Source organism: Enterobacter sp. JBIWA008 (assembly GCF_019968765.1).
GTDB lineage: Bacteria > Pseudomonadota > Gammaproteobacteria > Enterobacterales > Enterobacteriaceae > Enterobacter.
Window position 1 is genome coordinate 40,183 of sequence record NZ_CP074150.1, and the last position, 18,050, is coordinate 58,232.

At 55.3% G+C, this 18,050-nt stretch carries 21 protein-coding genes and 3 pseudogenes; 20 read left to right on the top strand and 4 right to left on the bottom strand.

What is annotated here, in order from left to right:
* Positions 1 to 92 precede the first annotated feature (92 nt).
* From KGP24_RS23560 to umuD, 4 genes and pseudogenes are all read right to left on the bottom strand, one after another.
* Positions 93 to 2,219: pseudogene (locus KGP24_RS23560) on the bottom strand (tyrosine-type recombinase/integrase).
* Entirely contained in the window at positions 2,203 to 3,207 is a 1,005-nt protein-coding gene (locus KGP24_RS23565) for a tyrosine-type recombinase/integrase (protein WP_223563611.1), read from the bottom strand. Before KGP24_RS23565 ends, KGP24_RS23560 begins: the two are co-directional and overlap by 17 nt.
* 73 nt (positions 3,208 to 3,280) lie before the next feature.
* Positions 3,281 to 3,505 (bottom strand): annotated as a pseudogene (locus KGP24_RS23570) (DNA polymerase V subunit UmuC); the annotation flags it as partial.
* Positions 3,505 to 3,936 (bottom strand): annotated as a pseudogene (umuD, locus tag KGP24_RS23575) (translesion error-prone DNA polymerase V autoproteolytic subunit). The pseudogenes KGP24_RS23570 and umuD, both read right to left, overlap by 1 nt.
* A 231-nt stretch (positions 3,937 to 4,167) precedes the next feature.
* Between umuD and parM the strand changes: the two are divergent.
* The 20 genes from parM (at position 4,168) to KGP24_RS23670 (ending at position 18,034) form a co-directional block, all read left to right on the top strand.
* Positions 4,168 to 5,139: a plasmid segregation protein ParM domain-containing protein gene (parM, locus tag KGP24_RS23580; protein ID WP_223563616.1), complete on the top strand. Its 972-nt coding sequence runs from the start codon at positions 4,168 to 4,170 to the stop codon at positions 5,137 to 5,139.
* A gap of 2 nt (positions 5,140 to 5,141) precedes the next feature.
* A complete protein-coding gene (locus tag KGP24_RS23585; protein ID WP_223563612.1) occupies positions 5,142 to 5,804 on the top strand; it encodes a plasmid partitioning/stability family protein in 663 nt (220 codons plus the stop codon).
* Positions 5,805 to 5,807: 3 nt separating this feature from the next.
* Positions 5,808 to 6,071: a hypothetical protein gene (locus tag KGP24_RS23590; RefSeq protein ID WP_058691307.1), complete on the top strand. Its 264-nt coding sequence runs from the start codon at positions 5,808 to 5,810 to the stop codon at positions 6,069 to 6,071.
* 145 nt (positions 6,072 to 6,216) lie between these two features.
* Complete coding sequence (locus tag KGP24_RS23595; RefSeq protein ID WP_223563613.1) at positions 6,217 to 6,597, top strand: hypothetical protein; 381 nt, start codon at positions 6,217 to 6,219, stop codon at positions 6,595 to 6,597.
* A 457-nt stretch (positions 6,598 to 7,054) separates the two neighbouring features.
* A complete protein-coding gene (locus tag KGP24_RS23600; RefSeq protein WP_223563566.1) occupies positions 7,055 to 7,522 on the top strand; it encodes a hypothetical protein in 468 nt (155 codons plus the stop codon).
* A 525-nt stretch (positions 7,523 to 8,047) separates the two neighbouring features.
* Complete coding sequence (locus tag KGP24_RS23605; protein WP_223563567.1) at positions 8,048 to 8,740, top strand: DNA methylase; 693 nt, start codon at positions 8,048 to 8,050, stop codon at positions 8,738 to 8,740.
* Positions 8,737 to 8,958, top strand: coding sequence for a hypothetical protein (locus KGP24_RS23610; protein WP_223563568.1), 222 nt, complete (start codon positions 8,737 to 8,739; stop codon positions 8,956 to 8,958). The genes KGP24_RS23605 and KGP24_RS23610 overlap by 4 nt, the downstream gene beginning before the upstream one ends.
* A 55-nt stretch (positions 8,959 to 9,013) precedes the next feature.
* A complete protein-coding gene (locus KGP24_RS23615; RefSeq protein ID WP_223563569.1) occupies positions 9,014 to 9,436 on the top strand; it encodes a DUF1380 family protein in 423 nt (140 codons plus the stop codon).
* Between the two features lie 356 nt (positions 9,437 to 9,792).
* The gene (locus tag KGP24_RS23620) at positions 9,793 to 10,221 is read left to right on the top strand and encodes an antirestriction protein (RefSeq protein ID WP_223563570.1); all 429 of its coding nucleotides are present in this window, start codon (positions 9,793 to 9,795) and stop codon (positions 10,219 to 10,221) included.
* Positions 10,222 to 10,263: 42 nt separating this feature from the next.
* Positions 10,264 to 10,674 carry a DUF1380 family protein gene (locus KGP24_RS23625; protein ID WP_045354995.1) on the top strand — a complete coding sequence of 137 codons (411 nt, stop codon included), beginning with the start codon at positions 10,264 to 10,266 and terminating at the stop codon, positions 10,672 to 10,674.
* Between the two features lie 50 nt (positions 10,675 to 10,724).
* The gene (locus KGP24_RS23630) at positions 10,725 to 10,922 is read left to right on the top strand and encodes a hypothetical protein (RefSeq protein ID WP_023337955.1); all 198 of its coding nucleotides are present in this window, start codon (positions 10,725 to 10,727) and stop codon (positions 10,920 to 10,922) included.
* A 188-nt stretch (positions 10,923 to 11,110) separates the two neighbouring features.
* Positions 11,111 to 11,233: a hypothetical protein gene (locus tag KGP24_RS24770; protein ID WP_282454310.1), complete on the top strand. Its 123-nt coding sequence runs from the start codon at positions 11,111 to 11,113 to the stop codon at positions 11,231 to 11,233.
* Between the two features lie 520 nt (positions 11,234 to 11,753).
* Positions 11,754 to 12,026 carry a hypothetical protein gene (locus tag KGP24_RS23635; protein ID WP_223563571.1) on the top strand — a complete coding sequence of 91 codons (273 nt, stop codon included), beginning with the start codon at positions 11,754 to 11,756 and terminating at the stop codon, positions 12,024 to 12,026.
* Positions 12,027 to 12,069: 43 nt separating this feature from the next.
* Positions 12,070 to 12,435: a hypothetical protein gene (locus KGP24_RS23640; protein WP_032641231.1), complete on the top strand. Its 366-nt coding sequence runs from the start codon at positions 12,070 to 12,072 to the stop codon at positions 12,433 to 12,435.
* Positions 12,436 to 12,502: 67 nt separating this feature from the next.
* A complete protein-coding gene (locus KGP24_RS23645; protein WP_223563572.1) occupies positions 12,503 to 14,515 on the top strand; it encodes a ParB/RepB/Spo0J family partition protein in 2,013 nt (670 codons plus the stop codon).
* A 37-nt stretch (positions 14,516 to 14,552) separates the two neighbouring features.
* The gene (gene psiB, locus KGP24_RS23650; RefSeq protein WP_223563573.1) at positions 14,553 to 14,987 is read left to right on the top strand and encodes a conjugation system SOS inhibitor PsiB; all 435 of its coding nucleotides are present in this window, start codon (positions 14,553 to 14,555) and stop codon (positions 14,985 to 14,987) included.
* A complete protein-coding gene (locus KGP24_RS23655; RefSeq protein ID WP_223563574.1) occupies positions 14,984 to 15,712 on the top strand; it encodes a plasmid SOS inhibition protein A in 729 nt (242 codons plus the stop codon). Before psiB ends, KGP24_RS23655 begins: the two co-directional genes overlap by 4 nt.
* The gene (locus KGP24_RS23660) at positions 15,709 to 16,035 is read left to right on the top strand and encodes a theronine dehydrogenase (protein WP_176261170.1); all 327 of its coding nucleotides are present in this window, start codon (positions 15,709 to 15,711) and stop codon (positions 16,033 to 16,035) included. The genes KGP24_RS23655 and KGP24_RS23660 overlap by 4 nt, the downstream gene beginning before the upstream one ends.
* Before the next feature lie 55 nt (positions 16,036 to 16,090).
* A complete protein-coding gene (locus tag KGP24_RS23665) occupies positions 16,091 to 16,465 on the top strand; it encodes a hypothetical protein (protein ID WP_176261169.1) in 375 nt (124 codons plus the stop codon).
* Positions 16,466 to 16,664: 199 nt separating this feature from the next.
* Positions 16,665 to 18,034, top strand: a protein-coding gene (locus KGP24_RS23670; RefSeq protein ID WP_223562196.1) for an IS3 family transposase whose coding sequence is annotated in 2 segments (ribosomal slippage) — positions 16,665 to 17,154 and positions 17,154 to 18,034 — 1,371 coding nt in all. Because the reading frame shifts where the segments join, the coding sequence is not laid out codon by codon here.
* Positions 18,035 to 18,050 lie beyond the last annotated feature (16 nt).

Consider the following 18,050-nt stretch of genomic DNA (forward strand, 5'->3'; position numbering starts at 1 on the left):
AGAAAGGCTGTTACAGGCGATTTGATCTGCAACCTATTGGTTAATATGCTCTGATGTGCGCAATCTTCGCTTTTTGCTCATATTGGTTCATTTTATCCTCCGGACTTACCGGTTAATTTTGCAAGAGCCTGTTCTACTTTTTTAATATCCTGCTCTACAATGGCTTTCTCATCAGGCGTGAGCGGGACCTCTTCGAGATAACGCCTGATAGATGTTTTACTCTCCAGCATCAGTCCGCGCGCACTGTCTTTCAGCAGATTAAAATCGCAACCAATGCAGGCCATTCTGTGCGGGCAACTGCTCCAGAATGGATTCATGCAGAAGGACTCACCAAGGTCATAATAGGTTGCCGGACCAGTGGGCGAGACCGCTTCCGGATCGTGATCGACCAGTACGCTTATCATATGGGCTATCCGATCGGCCTTCACAAATGACGCTGCCAGCTGTGTAGGGCGGATGCGAATGTAATGCAGGGTTGACTGTGGTGATGAATGACCTGACCACTGCATCAGTTCATACAGCGACATGCCCTGTGGTACGCTGGCAAGCGCAGTCAGGGCTGAAGCCCGTCCACGGTGGCTGGTTATGGCGCCTCCGCTGTCTTCAACCGGCAGCCCCGCTCTAGCGCAGAGGACTGGGATGACCGTCCGGTTAATCACATCGCTGCCTGCCGGCTTGCCGCGATACTGGAAGAGATAACGGACTTTTTCTCCGGTGCGATCATCATTCAGTTTTGCCTGATCCACGGGACGGACGTTCAACCATATGTCTACATATTTTTTTACAATGACAGAGACGGGTTTAACAAATGCTTTCGATGTCTTTCCTGCCGGGACGTTTAGATAACATAGTGTTCCGGCAGGAACGACACTACCATTCTCCCTGGTAATGTCTTCTGACTGAGGCGTGACGCATTCCGTAGTCAGGCGCAGGAGTTCATTCTGTCGTAAACCTGCATGGGTCCAGATAACAGCCATTGCCTGAAGCATGGAAAGGGGATAGTGAATTTCACTGAGCAGGTCTTCGTGGCGCAGGTTCAGACTGGCCCAGATGAGTTTGAGCCAGACGGGATCATCTATCACTCTCGGATTTACACCACGGCGAAAAAGTGGGGTATCCGGCGTGAAAAGGTGACGGGCGGGGCTGAAATTAAGGCGTCCCCAGCCCCAAAGTTCGAAATCGCTCATAAATCGTCGCAGCGAATAGATAAAATGCGCACGTGAATGTGGCATCATGGGCTCTCCGGAGCGTTTGGACTTCCGCAGTCCATGTTCAGTCCCCAGAGACAGCTCATCCACTTTCATTCGCCCCACAGCAGCGATAAAACTGGCACATGTCTCAATAGACCAGTCTGTCGGGACCTTCACCTCGGGATGCTCCTTTGCCAGCCAGAGGCCGCAGCGAAGAATAAAGCTGTACTGGTTTTCACGGGTTCTGGGACGAAGCACAGATGTCTCACGCCAGCGTCTGCACCATGCGACCCATTCAGGGCTGATATTTTCGACCGGCTTCTCATGCCATTCGGTGTAGTTACGCATTCGTACCGGCTTTGCAATAATGCCAAGTGCGGCAAGCCCATGAGAAATTTTCCCTACGTGTCTTGATACGCGCTTATCGTGGTACTGCTGAGCTTGCCAGAGAAGCTCTGTGGTCATCTCTTCAAGCCTAGGATTATCATTGAGTAGCATCAGCAGACCTAGGGGGGAGGAAACGGCATGCCTCAGGTGCTGAGGGGAATCGCCCAGTGATATCAGTGCTTCCGACAGCCGGTTCAGCTGGTCCCGGAAAATCGCGTTGCCGTAGATGGCACTGGCGTAAAGCGACAGAGTGTTTTCATGAGGGATCTGAAGCGGCGACGTGAATGGACCGAGATGATATGCAAATGCCATCATAAGTGGTTTACCGCGACGATATTTATCAAACAGGGAGATCCACTGGTCTTTCCGCCAGTTCCAGCAGGGTTACCCTACATTTTGCATTTCAGTCAGCATCGCCATAATTACAGTGCGGGTAAGTCTACAGCCGGTGCCACTGTTGTTGGCGATATCCAGCAGGGGGGTGATCAGGGAAGAGAGGGAACCGGACCTGCCATAGTTACGGGAGCGTTTATGGCTTGTACTTAGCGCTTCTTTCTGCTCAGAACTAAAGCCAGCGTGCAGGTCATAATCTGCACGGCAAAAATGCGCGTATATGAAACCTTTATCACGCTTGCCTGTCATTCTCTCTCTCCGGGCCAAACATGATAGCTGCGATTTTCCGGTCAGTCTCCGCAACAGTCATCGCCATTCTGGCCGCAAGATCAGTGCCTGAAAGATGGATATATATCTGCGTGGTGCGTAGATCACGATGACCAGCATAGGTTGCTATCTCATGCAGCTTCCATCCCGCCCGGGCAAGATGTGTCAGTCGCAGGTGACGAAAGGTGTGCGTGGTCAGAAATGGCATGCTGGTCCTGTCTGACCACTCGCGAACCGTTTTACTCCAGCTCCAGTATGAAAGCGGTGAGCCATAATTTCTGTCAGAAAACGAACGGAACAGTGTTCCACCAGTAATACCCGTTTGCTTCAGGTTCCTGAGATGTGCTGCCAGTACCGGCGTAATCGCCGAGCCGTAGCAGACCACCCGTTCGCGTTTGCCTTTAGTGTTTTCGGCGCGAATCCGTATAAGCCTGTGGGCAGGATCGATATCCTCTATAGTTATTGTCGTCACCTCAGAGCGTCTTAGCGCACCATGATACGCCAGCGCTAGCATCAGGCGATCGCGCAATGAACAGTCTGATATATAACCCAAGAGATGATACCACTGGCCGTCATCCGGAATTTGTGGCAGTCGTGTTATTCGCTGGACCATACCGCGTCCTGCTGAAGGCATGTGGGGCGTGCCTGCTCGCGGTAAAGGGTTCCGGCTAATTACCCCCATGTAAATCAGATAGTCAAACCACAGACGTATAGCAGAAAGGCGAAGCTGAAGCGTTGCACTGGCTGCAGGCTGAGGCATGCCGGGTAACTGGGGGCGAATGTACGCAGCGATATCTTCAAAGCTTGCCTGCTCGGGGGGCAATTCCCGCTGGCAGCAGAAGTGAAAGAAGTGAGTAAGTGAGCCGCGGTAGGCATGAATTGTCGCCGGTGACCTGCCGAGATCGGATAATAACCCCAACCATCGTTCTGCCTGTGAACTGGCAGGAGTACAGAATAAAGTGGTGAGCATTGTGTTCTCCTTTGTAATCAGGAACCCTGTTCAAAGTTTACACAGAAAATGTTGCATTCCACTTAACTTACTAAAGTTCATAGTTGCTTGAGAACGCGTATATTTTTTCCGGGTACGTTTCGTTTTTCATCTGAAACCACGGCGTGCCCATTTTGATCCAGGGCTTTGCCTCGGCACTTCTTGCGATGACGCAGCCATCGTTATTACTGAGCACCACAACCGGCTTTCCTTTCAAATCAGGGCGGAAAACACGTTCGCAGCTGGCATAAAAGCTGTTCACATCGGCCAGGGCAAACATCAGTACATCTCCCTCGGGCGGTGGATGATGTGCGTGACGACGCCAAAGATATCCAGATCGTCCGGGTCGGGATAAATCGGCGACCAGGCGGCGTTCATTGGCTGCAGCGTCAGTCGTGGCGTCAGCAGAAGCCGTTTAACCGTAAACTCCCCCTACACACTGGCCACAACAATATCGCCGTGCCGGGGCTTCTCTGCACTGTCCACAACCAGCAGATCGCCATTGTAAAGGCTGCCGTCGGACATGCTGTCACCGCTGGCACGGAGATAGTAAGTCGCGCTCGGGTGCCGTATGCAGTAATCATGGAGATCCAGGTCGGACTCGACATAGTCAGCGGCAGGGCTGGGAAAACCGCAGCTGGCCAGGTCTGCAAACAACGGATGGGCCTGTGGCGGGAGTGCTTTCCCGGTGCTGAAAAGCTGCAGTTTCATCTTTCCTCCTGACGTCTAAATATACTGTTTATGCATGCAGTATATTTAACAGCGTGAGGATAATCCAGATCGCCTGCGCCATGAACAGGGTGAGTAATCTAAGTTACTCAAAATGCTAGTTAATATCATTTTGAATCATTTGTACTGCTCACAATGAGAAATGAGGCTTTTGTTTTTCCATTTTGCTCTTATAATGTGTATCAAATTGAGTTTAATTAACGGAGCATAATGATGAATATTTACTGCGATGATGGTTCAACTAATGTTAAGCTGGCATGGTTTGAAGGAAACGAGCTGAAGACCCGGGTTTCTGCTAACTCCTTCCGGCATGGCTGGAAAGTGGCGGAATTCAGTGCCGCAACGTTCAACTATCAGGTGGGCAAGCTGAAATACACCTGGGACAGCGTCAGCAGGGATGCCATCCCGACAACAAACGTGGAATATCAGTACGGTGATCTCAACCTGCTGGCCGTGCATCATGCCCTGCTGAACAGCGGACTTGAGCCGCAGCCGGTGAGCCTGACCGTGACGCTGCCCCTGAGCGAGTATTATGACGGAGACTGCCAGCGGAACGAGGAGAACATCCGACGCAAACGGGAAAACCTGATGCGTGGGCTGGTTCTGAATAAGGGCAGGGCATTTACCGTAACGGACGTGAAGGTGATGCCGGAATCACTGCCGGCGGCGTTCTCCCGACTTGCAGAGCTGAAGCCCGGACCCGCTGAGACCACCCTGATTATCGATCTCGGCGGAACCACGCTTGATGCCGGCGTGATTGTCGGACAGTTTGATGATATCAGTGCGGTACACGGCAATCCGTCTGTCGGCGTGTCACAGGTCACCCGCGCCGCTGCAGGCGCGCTGCGGGCTGCAGACAGCGAAACCAGCGCGCTTATTGCTGACACGGTCATTCGCAACCGCAATGATCGTCAGTATCTGCAGCGAGTGATCAACGATGCCGGAAAAATTGACGATGTTCTGAACAAAATTACAGAGGCAATCACTTCCCTGGGCGCGCGTGTCACCAGTGAGCTGACGGCCTTCAGGAACGTTAACCGGGTATTCCTGGTCGGGGGAGGCGCATCCCTCATTGAAGAGGCTATCCGTCAGGCCTGGCCTCTGGCTCCTGACCGTATCGAGGTTATCGGCGATCCGCAGCTGGCGCTGGCCAGAGAGATTGCCCTTTACAATAAAGAGGACTAAACGTGCCGGACGGCCAGTATTCTTTCTATCTGCACAGCGACGATCGCACCGACATCGCGGCGATGGCGACCATCAGCACCATCTCACAGCCCCTGCGCGGTGACTTCATCCGGACCGCTGCCACCGCCGGGGCGGTGATGTACCAGACGGATGCCCGTTTACCGGCGCTGATCCCGGTGTTCTTTGACGGGCATCTGAGCGCCATCCGGCTTTGTGCCGTGATGGCGCTGGTATCCGGCACCTGGTCTTCACTCTCAGGACTTCCTGATGAGCCTGATGGTGGCGTGGCTGCTCTGGCCATGTCACCGGAGACGGAATACCAGCGCCGGCGTTACACCCTGACGCTTCAGGATGACCGGAGCAGTGAACGGGGTGAGCGTGTGCTGACGGGCGTGTCATCCCGCCTGCGCGGAGAGCTGCTGAGAAACCTGATTATCACCGGTCTGGCCCTGCATACGACCGCACCGGAGCTGCCGCGTCTGCTGGCCAGCATGCCGGTACCGCCCGGCACGGTCAGCGAGCTGCAGGTTCTTGTTCAGCAGATGGCCGGTACGGCTGGCGTGAGTCAGGCTGCAGTACCGGAGAAACCAGCAGAGCCTGCCGCACCGGTATCCGGTGAAGCGACCAGGATAAAGAAAAATATGCAACGGGCGTTCGGAGACTAAAACATGTCAGTGATTAAACAGAAGGCAGAGCAGTGCATTCATAACTTTCTGCGTGCCCGGAACGTGCCTGAATCTCAGTGGCCGGATCTGGTCAAAAAGACCGGCAGGGGAATGATACTGGCAGGCGTGGCCGTTGTGGTTCCCGGCGTTCTGGTTGATAACATCTCCCTGCCGGTGACAATTGCGATGCAGGTCTGCTACGCCTCGCTGATCGGCCTCGGGGTTCTCCTGGCGTTTGACGATAAAAAGCCGAAGAACCGATCCTGAGCAGGAACATCATTCAGAATGGTAACCAGACAGCCCGGGAGGGACTGATGCAAAAGGTTAAGAGAGCGGGGCTGACGCTGGCGGAGGCCAGCGAGCTGTTGAACTGTCAGGAAATAAAGGAGATGAACAACAATGAGGAGGACAAATGAAGTGTAATACTGCAATTTTGTTTGTGGCGCTCACACTGGCAATACCCGGCGCGGTGAATGCCGCAGCCACAGTGGCGGTTCTTGACCAGATTGCCACGAAAAAGCAAAAGGAACGTGAAGACCAGCTCGAAGCCGTGGAACGTGATGCTTTAGCACAGCCAGATGCATGGAAAGCATATCTACAGGTGTCTGACGCAGTGCCTGCTGATGCCCCCATCATGCTGCAAAACCGCTACCGCAGCCTCGCCATTTCACTGGCACTGAAGGCTGCAATGGCCTGTTCGTCAGACGCTCTCAAGCTTCTCGAGCGTAACGACGTAATTGAGTTTCGCGTACTCCGATCATCGTTAGTCTCAGCCTGCAAAACAGCTAAATAAGTTTCGTGCCAGCTGCCCACTTCCAGATTCCAATCTTCGGCTGGCATTCTCTCAATCCTGTAACCCTCTGTCCTGCATTGTCCTGAAGAGGAGAATGCAGGCCAAAAAAAACGGCAGGGTGACATCTCATCCCTGCCGTCAAAACTAAACGCTTAATTTTTCGGCGATTATAATGTATTGTTTTGTGATGTAAATCACATTTTAATTTAATGTGAAATTTTCCCTCCGTTTTATATCTCCCGTAAAAAATTACCCGCCGTGCCTTCACGCTAACCAGGCCGCTGCGGTCGCAAGGGTTCACGTTGTCTCCGTCCTCACCCGTTCGCGCCCTGCACGGTGCATTCAGCCCGTGAAGGGCTTGCGCTGCGGCTTCGGCGTCGCCCTGGCGTCCTCCGCTTTACGCCGTGTTTTTGTGGCGGCACGGCGCAAGAGGGTGCCGGATGCTGAGGACACAACCATGTTCAGACTGACCTGTATTGAACTCGATAACGGCGAGTTTGCCGTCTATATCAATTACCATTACCTGCGGAGTGAAGATGCCAGCGGAAAACGGCTTTCTCTGGGGGAGGTTCTGGAGCAGCTCTCACTGCTGCCGGGCGTGGAATTACAGACCCTGCTGGAACCCGTACCGGAGTGCGATGACTGGTGCTGGAACGACATCGCCGATCGCGTCCTGCCGTCGCGTCCTGCATGTCGTTATGATGTGACGGTGGCAGGGCTCATCGCCAGGCTGAAGCAGTACCCACCGGATGCACTGTGTATGGGGACGTTCTGGCTGGAAGATGATTTTCTGTCGCTTGATGACAGTCTGTCGGAGGAAGAAATTGCAGAAGCCATGCGTATCTGCGACCACAGCCACGATGCAGGCATCGGTTTTAACTGGGACACGCTGCAGTTCGCTATCGACCACGTGAAGGGGCGCTGAAAAAAAGGACACCGTCCGGGGAGGGGTGTCCTGAAATGTGTCATATTCGTTGTAAGTGAAAACTGTTCAGATGTTTTCGAAACAGATGATTGCACAATTACTTCATACTTTCACCTGCCATATATGCGACTCAAAAAAAAAGGACGTCTCCTGCAGGAGTCGTCCAAAGCATACCAGGCTTTCGATACACGCACTGCGCTGCAGATGCGAACTCATTTTGAGTTTTTCATAGCCTTATGGAGTCATCAGCTACCAGAACTGGTAGTAAAGGATGTCGGTTCCCTCCGCCTTATTGCCGCCAGCCGGCGGCGTGTTCAACGCCGTGCCTTCACGCTAACCCGGCCGCTGCGGTCGCAAGGGTTCACGTTGTCTCCGTCCTCACCCGTTCGCACATTTCACGGTGCATTCAGCCCGTGAAGGGCTTGCGCTGCGGCTTGCGGCGTCGCCCCTGCGCCCTCCGCTTTCCGCCGGGTTTTGTGGCGGCACGGCGCAAGAGGGTGCCGCATATCAGAGAGGAGTGTGTCTATGTCCCGTTTTATTCTGGGTGACTGCGTGCAGGTGATGTCCCGTTTTCCGGCGCGTGCCGTCGATTTTATTCTTACCGATCCGCCGTATCTGGTTGGCTATAAGGACCGTACCGGCCGCACCCTGGCCGGGGACAACTCAGCTGAATGGCTCCAGCCCGCCTGCCATGAAATGTACCGCGTGCTGAAAAATGACAGCCTGATGGTGAGTTTCTATGCCTGGAACCGCGCGGATCTGTTTCTGAATGCGTGGAAAACAGCAGGTTTCCGGGTGGTTGGCCATATCGTCTTTGCCAAGAGCTACGCCTCAAAATCGACGTTCGTGGGTTACACCCATGAGAGCGCCTACCTGCTGGCGAAGGGAAGGCCGCAAACCCCGGACCGTCCCGTCCCGGACGTGATCCCCTGGAAATACACGGGCAACCGACATCACCCGACGGAGAAGCCGGTGCAGAGCCTGCGGCCGCTGATTGAATCGCTCACGCGTCCGGGGGCCATTGTCCTTGACCCGTTCGCCGGCAGCGGCTCCACCTGCGTGGCCGCCGCCGAAACCAGCCGCCGCTATATCGGGATCGAGATGCTTGAGCAGTACCACGCCGCCGGCGTCCGACGTCTGGCACAGGTTGAACGGGCGAGAAGGATGCCGGCGGCCAATGACGGCGCGTTTTACCCCGACTGGCCGGAGGCGGCATGAACTACCCGGGCCTTGAACACCTGCGCGCGGACGTGGCCGCGCTCAGCAATGCCATGTGTGACGTGCGGATGCTGCTGAACCGCCTCGAATCGCAGCACCGGCACGACGCGGCAACGCTTACCGAACGTATGGCTGGGCAGACTCTGCGCCGGATCAACACCCTGCTTCTTGAAGCTTACCGCGAAGCCCTGGTGCTGGACGAAACCTTTCAGGACTGACTGACCCTGCCGGGCTGATGCCCGGCCTGTAACCCCTTACAAGAGAGAACAAACGATGTACGGAACCCGCGAAGAACTTTGTGTACAGCTTGAAAACATGTTCACCTTTGACGAACCCCTGGTCCTGCTGGTCTGGACGGAAGAGGGGATTAGCGTGGCCTGCCGTGAAGCCCAGCCAGAACCGGACGGGACTGAAATCCGGAATCTGATGAAGGCGATCGGCGAAATGAAAATGACGCAATACCGTCAGGAGGGGGTAAATAATCGGACTGTCAGCGATCTCCTGGCCCGTCAGCGCGAAGCGGCAAACCGTCAGGTGAGTGTTCCGGCGGTACTCCTGTCCCGCGTCCTGCGTAACTATGAATGCGAGCTGGAAAACCGGATCGGTATGGCCTGGGAAGCCGGGCGGCAGGAGCCTGAATCCGTCAGGAATGAGCTGAAGGACGTTCACGCCTTACAGGAGACGCTGGCCGCGTAAGGGAAAGAGCCGGGGTAACGCCCCGGCAACCGGTGGACATCCACAGCGAAAAGGATGTCAGTGCCTTCCGCTTCTATCCGCCGCTGTCCTCCGGGCCACGTCGGGACAATGAAACTCCCCTGAAGCTCCGTGCGGTGACGGCATGCGCCGTGACTTCACTGTAGCCCGGCCGCATCGGCCACAAGGGTTCGCTCACGCCTCCGTCCTCACCCGTTCGCACCCTTCACGGTGCATTCAGCCCGTGAAGGCTTTGCGCTGCGGCTTGCGGCGTCGCCCCTGTGTCCTCCGCTTTTCGCCGGTCTGTCGTGTCGTCACGGCGATGCCGGAACCGAGAATATGTTAACCGTGGAGGATCTATGAACCAGACCGTGACCTGTGATGCTGTTCGTCTTGAGGGTGCGCAGCGCCTGACTTTCCTGCCTGATTTGTTTGGCGGCGATTTTATGACGTCCGAGGCATCCGTGTACGCCTATGCCCAGCGTTACTGCCCTGAGTATCAGGGGGGATTCTGGCAGTTTTACCGGCTGCCGGAAGGTGGCGGATATATGGCGCCTGACGTGGAGAGCCTGACCCTGTGCAATCCGGACAACTGGTTTGAGCAGACTGTCAGCGGGGAAGTGGCGGGGATCATCCTCACGGCACTGGTACTGAATCACCGGAGCTGGCACCACAGCAACAATGACCATGAGGAGCTGTGCCGCCACTTCTGCCGCCGTTATGAGCAGCTTATGGCATTTGCTGATAACCATCCTGAAAGCGCCACCATCTGGCGTGCCCTTGACTGACTGACCACGGGCGGCGATGCCGTCCGATAAAAGGAGAAAAACATGATTGGTACAGCAAGAGAAATTGCCCTTGAAATGCTGCGTTGTTCCGACCTCGATGGCGAGAAGTACGTTTTCGCCAGCTGGAACCGAAATGATATCCGTTGCGTCTGCCTTGACTGGGATTTAACCGATGAGGAACTGGATGAAGTCCTGCGTCGGCTAAGTTCCTGCCTTGAAAGTGGCGCGGATATCGGCCAGATACGGGCGATAGTCGAAACCATGCTCGATGAGCGACGCGAGAAGCGAACCGTGACTATTCCCGCGAAATCGCTGGCCTTAGTCATGCAGCTTGCAGGACGGGAGATGCAACGTATCGCAGTATGCGCGGAGGATGGCGGCGGATCAGCTGAAGAAACCCTGAAAGAAGAAAACGACGTCATGATGCGCCTGCGCGAGGCGCTCGAGGCCTGACAGAAAAGCCGGAGGCATTGCCTCCGGAAACAGAACAAAAGGAGAACACCATGCAACTGTCACCGGAAACCCGCAGCATCCTGCGCCAGTATAAAACGCTCATCAACGAGCGACGTCGCGAATCAGGACTCAGCCCCGTAACCACAGCGAAAGTGCTGGATGAGATCTGCGAATCGGCTACCCGCCAGTGCGCCGTCTATCTTTGCGGCCACTTCATTCTCCAGGGCGGTCAGGGCGACGGACAATAAATAATCCGGGCGGGGCATAGGCACCGCCTGTTCGCGCGCGAAAACCCTGTCATCCCTTCGGGCTGACGGGGCGGCAAGGCCAGCGCCTGCGGCGCTGCCTCCTCCCGCCCTGATGTAAGTCAGGGGAAATGGAGAGGAATGGCATTGTGAGGGCAAATTGTCACTGATACGGTCCTGCGTGGCGTGGCGTGGCGTGGCGTGGCGTGGCGTGGCGTGGCGTGGCGTGGCGTGGCGTGGCGTGGCGTGGCGTGGCGTGGCGTGGCGTGGCGTGGCGTGGCGTGGCGTGGCGTGGCGTGGCGTGGCGGCTCTGAAACCCGATCAGCAAATCCTCAGAAAACACCTGAATCCCACTTCTGGCCCCCTTCGGCTCCCGGCCCGCGTGGCGGTCCGGTCGTCGAGCCCCCTCCGCCAGGGCGGCCGCTGCGCACCCGCCAGGCTCCGCCGAACCCCTCCGGGTTTCGGGCCATACGGCTAGGGTCTGATGGCTAAGGTCAAGGGCTGCGGCTTCTCCGGCCGTGCCGTCCGGAACGCCTTCACCGCGCCGGCTGATGCCGTCGCTTTAATGGCGCCACGCCGTTCCGACGTGTCGGGTGTGTGCATCCTGTTCCCCCGGTGAAGCCATCCCCCGTGTGTCCTCACGCGGAGGGCTGCTTGTAGCACCGTCGGGTCGTCATCCAAGGGGTGAAATGCACTCCGCCAAAACTTTTTGCGTGCCGCAAAAACTTTAGTCTCCGCCCCTTTCCTTCCGCCCTTCGCCGTTGCTCCTTTGCCCTTTGCCGCGAGAGAACTCACCAGGGAGATGGACTGCCATCACCACAGGAGAAAACCAGGATGCACACACGAAACGTCAACGTCAAAACCGCCGCTCAAGAATCTTCCAGGAAGATAGGGGAAGAACAAAACCCTGTTTCTGTCGCACGGGAGTGGGTGGCTCAGGCCACTTCGCTGAAAGCGGGTGTCACCGTCACCCTGTCCGATGTGTCCCGATACGGCGACGTGCAGGTGGAGATCCGCACCAACGGAACGCTTAACTGGCGCGCCTGGTCGTTTGAGCCGGATTTTCTTTTTGAACTGAAACGCAACCTGCAATACGTGCAGTTTTAACCGGAAGCCGGATGTCCGGCCTTAACCCAGAGAAGGAGGAAACATGCAGAACCTTAACACCCGTCCGGCGACCCGTAAGGTCGGGCAGAGCACCGAAATCGTGAAGCTGCTGCGCATTCAGGCCAGCGACACCCACGTAGTCGAGTTTGACAACGTGGACACCCGATTTAATGACTGCAACAACTGGCAGGTTATGGCAGGAGGCAAACGCGTCCTGTTCAGCAACCGCATGTATGAGCGTTTTTCAGATGTGAAATCGGGGATCGTGGCAACGATCAACGTGTGTGAAAACAGCGGCAGCGTAACGGATAAAGCGATGCTGGAAGGGGCAAAAGTCATGATGCAGGTTCTTGATGGCTATCCGTCCTTTGCAGCACTGGCAGCACACCCGAAACGCATTACCGGTTAACCGGGTGCCGTGACCGGAGGGCAATCCGGCCACGGCTAACCACAACTATCACTGAGAGGTAAAAATCATGGTCGCCACCAATACTACGGCAAAAAAACCAGCTAAGACCACCCGTCAGACAAAATCTGCGGAAAAAATCGCGCAGTCTACCGAGCAGAAGCTCGTCCAGCTGCTCGCTGATACGCCTGTGCAAATCTTCCCGTACTCCCGCCTGTCACACACGGGCTTAAACACGCGCATCATTCCGCATACCGATCAGGAAGTGGAAGAGATGGCAGACAGCATTCAGGCAATGGGCATCCTCCAGAACCTGATCGGTGCAGAACTGCCGGACGGTACGATCGGCATTGTCGGCGGGGAAGGTCGTCGCAGAGGCACAGGCATTCTGGTGATGCGCGGTGTGCTCGATGCAGACACGCCGTTTGTTCCGGTGAAAGTCCTGCCCGTTGAGATGGCTGTGGCGGCCTCGATGATCGAGAACGGTCGACGTAAAAACATGCATCCCGCCGAGCAGATTATCGGTTTTCGTACTCTTCAGCAGGAAGGTAAAACGGCCTCTCAGATCGGCGCACTGATGGGCTATCACCCGCGCCACGTTCAGCGCTGCCTGAAACTGGCGAATCTTGCCCCCTCCCTGCTGGATGCGCTGGCGCGGGATGAAATCTCCCTTGAACAGTGTGAAGTCCTGACACTTGCTGATACCCATGAGCGTCAGGAGCAGGTCTGGAAAGAGGCTGTTGAACAGTGGCGCGATCCAGCCGTACAGACCCTGCGCAAAATGGTGACTGACGACAAGATGGCCATCAGTCACCCGATGTTTGAGTATGTGGGCGAGGAAGCCTATACCGCCGCTGGCGGTACGCTGACCGCCGACCTGTTCAGCGACAGGGACAGCACCTTTGCCGATGCTGCGCTGGTGAAATCTCTGTTGGCTGGCAAGCTCACCGTGCTCGCCGCCCGTGTTAAGCAGGAGCAGGGCTGGGGCTGGGCTGAGTTCCGTATGACGGAACTCAGCTTCAGCGGTGAGGACAGTGAACTGTACCGTTTTGCCATGCCGAAAGCTGTCCTGACGGAAGAAGAACAGAAGCGCGTCAGCGAGCTGGAAGAACAAAGGGACGCCACTGAAACCTGCGATGACGAATACGAGCTTCAGCAGCAGATCGATGACATTTACTGCGAGGCAGAGTATCGCGAAGCCACGCCGGAATTTCGCGCCGCCCACGGTATCTGGGTGTCATGGGATGGTAACAATTTTCGGGTTCAGCCCGGTATCCGTAAGCTGACCGACGAAGACCGGGCAGAAGAAGAACAGGCGCGTCAGGAACGTGAAAAGAACGTGATCAGATACACCACGCCAGACATTCCCGCTGACGGCTATCCGGCAACGCTGGTTAAGGCCATGTCAGCCGAACGTACTCTGGCCGTTCAGGCGGAACTGGCGGGTCGTCCTGACGTGTCGGTGGCGCTGCTGACGTGGACGCTGTGTCTTGCGCTATTTGATCGCACACACGGCAAGCGCAGCCAACCGCTGAAAGCCTCCGTGTCCTCGAACCAGTATCACCTTGCATCACTGGCTCCATCCGGTGAAGAAGGGAAGGCGCTGACGGCGCTCAATGCACAGAAAAAAGCGCTTCAGGCAACGCTGCCCGAAAACTGGCATCTCGATTTCACCTGGCTGCTGTCATGGTCAGCAGAGCAGGTGAACACCCTGCTGGGATTCTGTGCTGCGCACGGTATCAACGGTATTCAGGAGCGTATGTATAACCATACGCAGAAAAGCGAACTGGACGGGCTGGAAGCAGCGCTGGACTTTGACCTGCGCAAATGGTGGCAGCCGGATGCCGAGAGCTACTTCGGTAAGCTCACGATTTCCCAGATTGGCAAAGCCTATGAAGAAGCCGGACTCAGCGCCCGTGCGGGTGAAGTTGTGAAGCTCAGGCGCCGCGATGCGGCGAAGGCCGCCGAGCAGGATCTGAATGCTCAGGGCTGGCTGCCTGACTGGATGGTGCGCACAGCGCCAGCCGCTGAGGCTGAAGAAGCCACCGAAACCGACGCTGATACCACTGACCACGCTGCTTAATTCCGGAGGCCGCCGCCTTCGGGCGGCGGGAACAGACATGACCATGCAATATGACCTGAACCGAATCAACACCCTGACCGCATCCGACCTGGAGTTTATCCGTCAGCAGGGCGAGGACGCGCGCCGCGCCCTCAGCGATGCCGTGACCGGCCTTCTGTCGACACCTGAAGGATGGTGCGTCTGCGCCGAGTTCCGCACCGAGTTCGGCGGCTTCTTCCCTGTCCAGTGCCGCTTCAGCGCGGACGGCAGCGATGACTGGCATCTGTGCGTGTGCAGCCCCGGCGAAGTCTCGCCTTACTGGATTCTGGTGCTGCTCTCCTCCGGTGGTGAAGTGGTGCGTACCCTTTACCAGAGCGACACGCTCCAGCCTGACCGGATAAACCAGCTGATCGCGCAGCTGGCAGGTATGCGCCGCTTTAACTGCACAGCCAGCACCGTGGTGAACCTGATGAGCGTGGAGGTGACAGCATGATCCCGTCCTCACACGCGCTCGTTTCCCTGAAGCCCGCCCGTCAGGCTGCAATACAGGCTATCAGCCATGTTGAGTCTGCCCGCGAACGCGGCGCACGACTTCCCGCCATGCCGTATGTGCGTACTTTTCTGCGCCTTCTCACGGGCAGCGGGCGTCTCAACGCCACGGTGGCCAATAAAATACCTGGTCTGCACTGGGTGCCAAATAACCGTCATTCGAACCTGAAACAGGTCGAGGAGGCGCTTAACACGATGATCGCCACCAGTGGCGAAGCCTGCCCGCTGCCGCTCACAATTGACGTACAGGCCGAACTGTTTCCTGAGGTCATGCACACCCGCACGGGTCGACGACTGCACAGGTCCGGCATTAAGACCACGCGTCAGATGCGCCGCCAGTCTCGTGAGTACGAACAGCGCTGGAAAATGCGCCAGAACCTGCTGGAGCAGGCGAAAATCGACCTGAATTTTCAGTCACCGGAAACCGTCTGCACCTGGTACACCCGGTGGAGCGACGAGTTTGACGCGGCAGAGCTTGCCGGACCGTTCTGGCGCTGGCAGTCGCGGTTCGCGTCGCTGAAGGAACTTGACTGGCTTCGCATCAGCGGTGAACCGCTGTATGCAGTCATGTACGAAATTCCGTTTATTGTCCGGGAAACAGCTAAGCATGTTCGTGTCGCTGAACGCTGGCAGGTGCCAAATAAGCTGGCTGACCGGAGCGGTGTATGAAGTGGCGCTATTCCCTTCGCTGGAAGTTGCCGCACAAGCCCTGCCCTGGTCCACTGGAACTGGTTTCAGTTGTCGTGGAGGCAGGGCAGGCGGCACCTGAAGAGGTGATGGCACGCTGGGTTGCTGGCTCAGGTTACGCTGTGTGCGTGGATTTTCTCGGTCAGAAACAGATCAAGCGGTGGAGCGATGAACGGAAAGCAGCGGTGAGAAGGCGCAACTTGCAGGCACGAATTAATCGCGTTGCCCCTTTGTTTGCCGATGAGTTAATCGAGCGGGAGCTGGCAGCGCGTCCGGCGTATTTTGATGGCAAGTCCGTCCGGTGAGTCAGATATAATGCTGTCTGACTGCTCAGACAAAACATATAAGGAAAGCAGAATTATGAGGTACTGGTTGCTCGTTATCTTACTGAACGTGCTGTTCTATTTAATCGTTAAGCATGCTGCGCCAGAATGGCATGGTACGCCTGGTTATTATGCAGGCCAGATCATCTGCACACTAATAGCTCTGGTCATCACATGGCGTGATCCGCCTGGCTGGTTAGATGAAATCCTGCTCGGCGTAATGAAATACGGCGTTCTGAGTGCCGGGATTATCTTCTTTGTCTGGGGTGTCGGGTACAAGCTGGCATTCTGGGGGCAGGGTAATTCTGATGCCGTATTTGCAAGTGCCGGGGACGTGATTTTGCCCAATCTTGCGCTGGTCACGGGCGTAGTGATCGCGGGATGGGGATACGTGAGATATTTCAGGCGCTAAGCAGCATAAAGCGTGGATATACCTGGTAAGAAATAGCACCTGCCCGGTATAATCGACGTGGCGCTTGAGGCTTTTTGCCTCATGACGTGAAGGTGGTTTGTTGCCGTGTTGTGTGGCAGAAAGCAGAAAGCCCCGTAGTTAATTTTCATTAACCCATGAACTGCACCCATTTAGTTGGACTCTCAAATTGGAGAGTCCCATGTCCAGACGTAAGTATACCTTTGAAGAGCGCCTTGAAGTCGTTATGCACTATTTTGCTAGCGATGAGGGCTATCGTTTAACCTCCGCTCGATTCAATGTACCCAGAACCCAGGTTAGAATCTGGGTTGCCGCCTATGATACACATGGAGAAGAGGGACTAAGGCCCAGGGATAAAGGCGTATCAATTGATCCGGACATACGAGTTGAAGCAGTGAAAGCAGTGCTTTCAGGTCAGATTTCCCAGAATCAGGTGGCCACAAAATTCAATCTTGCAGGTGCTGCGTCTGTAGGCAAGTGGATGAAAGTATTCAAGGAGCATGGGGAAGAGGGGCTTCGCTCACTCAAGATAGGTAAAAAAAGGGCTCCTCATATGACTGAAAACCCTGAAGCTGCAGAAGCCACACTGGAACGCTCGCGAGCACAAAGGATTCACGAGCTGGAAAAGAGAATAAAGTTTCTTGAGTTACGGATACTTTACCTGCAAAAGTTGAAAGCCTTAGTTCAGTAAGAGACAAGGTCAGAGTTGTAAATGAACTGAGGCAGTTTTACCCACTAGAACAATTGCTCAGTATGGCCAGGATACCTAGGAGCACGTTTTACTACCATCTTAAAGCACTTAAGTCGGCAGGAAAATACGATGAAATAAACCTCAGAATTAAAGAGATATATGATGAAAATCAGGGACGCTATGGCTACCGTCGTATAACTCTGGCTCTCAGAAGAGAAGTGGGCGTGATCAACCACAAAGTCGTTCAGCGCTTAATGAACGGGCTTGATCTCAAAGCAGCTATCAGGGTTAAACGCTACAGTTCATGGCGTGGCGAGCGAGGTTGTACGGCTGACAACATCTTACAGCGAAATTTTAAAGCCAGCAGACCTAACGAAAAATGGGTCACCGATGTCACTGAATTTGCCGTCAATGGTCGAAAACTCTATCTTTCACCCATCATCGACCTCTTCAATAACGAAGTAATTTCCTTCAGTATTTCAGAGCGCCCAACAATGCCAATGATTGATGATATGCTCATTAAGGCATTTGCCAGGCTGGATGCGGACAGCGCTCCTGTTCTTCACTCAGATCAGGGCTGGCAATACCGTCATAGATGGTATCAGTATCAGTTGCGAGAGTTCGGTGTCTTACAGAGCATGTCCAGAAAAGGAAACTGTCTGGATAATGCCTGTGCTGAATGTTTTTTCGGAACGTTAAAGTCAGAATGCTTCTATACCAATAAATTCAATGATCTTCATGAACTTAAGAAAGCCATTGAAGATTACATTCGGTATTACAACACCAGACGAATCAGCCTCAAGTTAAATGGTCTTAGTCCCGTTGAATACAGACTTAAATCTTACCCATTGAGGATTTAGCCACGCTAACGACACT